We start from the raw sequence: 2,845 nt of genomic DNA, 5'->3' as shown, positions 1-2,845 counted from the left end.
GGGCGGGGGCTGAGAACGCCACCCCCGGGTCCCGGGGGTGGCGCTCCGCTGATGTCGGTCAGGGACAGGTGTTGCAGTTGCAGCTGTAGTGGCCCTGGCCGTAGCAGCAGGGCGCGTTGCAGTTGCACGGACCGCCGTGGTCGTTGTTGCACTGCCAGCAGGCCGACCAGCACTGCGCGGCGGAAGCGTCGACGCCGGGAACGAACAGCCCCAGGAGCCTGCTTCCCATGGATTCGAGCTGCTTGAGCATGGTCACCTCCTCGTAGGAGCGGACAGTCACGGACCTCGTGACGGCGAAGAGCCTGCTGAGGAGAGGCGGATCACGGCAATGGCCTCGCGCCGTCCCGGACAGTCCGGTTCCGTCCGGGCAGGTCAGTGGCTTGTCCGGATCGCTGTCCGAGGCCGGAACGGCTCCGTTGCCCGTCCACCGGCCTGTGGCGATGATGCTGGCATGGGTAACCAGGAGGAGTTACTCCCGCACCGGGTCCAGGATGTCGGTGAGTTCATCGCTGCCATGCGGCACCTGAAGGAGCGATCGGGCCTGACGTACCGGCAGCTGGAGCGGCGCGCCGCCGAGCGCGGCGAGACGCTGGCACGCAGCACACTCGCCGATGTGCTGAGAGGCAGGGCGCTGCCGCGCCCGGAGTTGCTGGCGGCCTTCGTGCGCGCGTGCGGGGACGACGATCGGTTGGAGATGTGGCTGGCCGCACGGGAGGAGGTCGCCGGTCGCGAGGCCGCGGGCTCGGAGGGGCCGGCGACTGTCAGCCGCACCTCACCGCACCGTGCGGCCGTGAAGCCCGTGCTGATGGTGGCGGTGGCGGTGGCCGTGCTGCTGGCCGGTGTGGTCGGCGCATGGCTGCTGTACGGCCCCGGCGGCGAACCGACCGGGAACGCCCGCACCTCTCGGACGGCCAACCCGCCTCACCTGCTTCATTCCTCTCAGCCTTCACCTCCTTCCGCCGGGTCGAGCCGGTTGAGCGGCTGGGTGCGTATCCGGCCGGTCACGGCTCCGCGGCTGTGCCTGACCGACGGACGGGTCCGCGACCGGCGCTACACCCCCCTGGTGGCCGTACAGCGGCCGTGTGACCAAGTCGCCCCGCAGGACACCCTGCTGGAACCGATGGGCGGCGACACCTACCGCATCCAATGGCATCATCCCGACTACGGCATGGGGTGCCTGAAGGTCCTGCCCCGCGGGCCCGGGGCGGGGCTGCTGGAACCCATGGACGACTGTGTCGAGGACAGCCGCTTCCACATCGAGCCGTCCGGGCCTTACGTGAACGGCACGTACGTGTTGCGTGTGGACGGCCACGGATGCGTGGGCATCCGTGGCTCCAGCCGATCCGCGGGGACCGAAGCCGTCATGGAGCGCTGCGTGGGCAAGGGCGGCCAGGTGTTCACCATCGAACCGGCCCGGTGATCCCGGCGTCATGTCCTGGGTGGGACCGTCGGCCTCACGGACATCGACCGTCGAAGCCGGTCGCCACGTCATGTGCGCCCCATGCGCTCCCCAGCGCGCCTTCACACCCGGGGGCATCAGGAACCGTAAGCCTGCGCACGCCTTCCTACAGGCATGTTCCTGACGCGGCGGACACCGTTCGTCATCGTGCTCCGGGCGAACCTGCGGCGGCAGGCCGGCCCTCTGGCCTCGCTTGTGATGGCCGGCGTGCTCGTGGCCGTGGTCTGGGACGGGCTGTACGCCCGGGGCATGTGGAGGGACACCGGCTGGGTCTACATCGGTGAGGTGTGCGGACTGGCAGCGCGAACCGTCGGAGTGGGCTTCGCGGTGCTGCTGGCCGGGTGGCAGGGCGGGTCGGAGGCACGCAACGGCGCCGGCTGGGCCGCGGCGACATCGGCCCGAGGTGCGGTGACCTACCAGCTGATGGGCATGGCCTCGGGAGTCGTGTGGCCGTTGGCCGGCTATGTGCTGGCCATAGCCGTCATGGTGGCGTCGCCGTATCCGCAGGACCCGGTGGGCCGTGCGCCACTCGACATGATGGCGCTCGACGCAGTGATGCTCACGGCCTTCTCCTGTGTGGCCTATCTGGTGGGGCGGGCGGTACCGCTGCGAGGAGTGTCCGTGCCCCTGGCGGCAGTCGCCGTGTGGCTGTCCGTCTCCCCTTGGTGCGAACCGCTGTTGGGTCCTCTCACCGATCTGCGATTCACGTACCGTGGGGACGCGGTCCCGGGACGCGCCGAGCTGGGGGCGCCACCCGGACCGGCCCTCTGGCTGCCCTGGTGCAAGGCCACGCTGCTCGCCGCTGTGGCGGCGAGCGCCGTCCTGTTGTGCGCCCGCCGGTGGAAGTCATTGGGTGCCCTGGTCGTCATGCTGAGCGCGGCCCTCCCGCTCCTGGCCCTCACGCCGCAGGCCCATGGCTCGGGTTCCGTGCTCAACACGAGAGAACTGCGCTGCAGGGGACACGATCCGGCTGTCTGTGTCTCGTCCGCGTACGAGCCACGACGACGGCAACTGGAACACGTCGCCGTACAGCTGTCCCGACGGATGGAGGGCGCAGGCCCCACCCACTACCTCCTGACCGAGGACAGTCGGCACACGTGCCGGGACGGCGACGAGGCCGACTCCGCGTGGACGGTCGGTGTCTCGGCCCGAGAGGAGATCGGGCTGCACAACTTCGCCTCTTGCTTCACCGCATTCTCTGCCGTAGAGCCCGCGCCCGCAGAGGCCCGTGCTCTGTACCGATGGCTCACACAGGAAACGTCCTCGGCCCACGCGCCGTCCGCCGCCGACCGGCTTGCCCGTCTTGCCGCTCCCGAGCGCGCGACATGGATCGGCCGGTATCTGGCAGCCGTACAACACGGCGGCCGCCCGCCCCGCCTCCCTGAC

3 protein-coding genes are annotated in these 2,845 nt (G+C 70.3%); 2 read left to right on the top strand and 1 reads right to left on the bottom strand.

From position 1 onward, the window contains the following. Nucleotides 1-58: 58 nt before the first annotated feature. Complete coding sequence (locus C1J00_RS41500; RefSeq protein ID WP_146046374.1) at nucleotides 59-250, bottom strand: hypothetical protein; 192 nt, start codon at nucleotides 248-250, stop codon at nucleotides 59-61. Nucleotides 251-451: 201 nt separating this feature from the next. Between C1J00_RS41500 and C1J00_RS41495 the strand changes: the two genes are divergently transcribed. Together C1J00_RS41495 and C1J00_RS41490 are read left to right on the top strand one after the other, a co-directional pair. Continuing rightward, the gene (locus C1J00_RS41495; RefSeq protein ID WP_102913987.1) at nucleotides 452-1,420 is read left to right on the top strand and encodes a helix-turn-helix domain-containing protein; all 969 of its coding nucleotides are present in this window, start codon (nucleotides 452-454) and stop codon (nucleotides 1,418-1,420) included. A 153-nt stretch (nucleotides 1,421-1,573) separates the two neighbouring features. Then, a partial coding sequence (locus C1J00_RS41490; RefSeq protein ID WP_146046373.1) for a hypothetical protein occupies nucleotides 1,574-2,845 on the top strand: 1,272 nt, incomplete at its 3' end.

It is taken from the genome of Streptomyces cahuitamycinicus (genome assembly GCF_002891435.1).
Lineage (GTDB): Bacteria > Actinomycetota > Actinomycetes > Streptomycetales > Streptomycetaceae > Streptomyces > Streptomyces cahuitamycinicus.
This window is presented reverse-complemented; position numbering and strand designations above follow the sequence as displayed.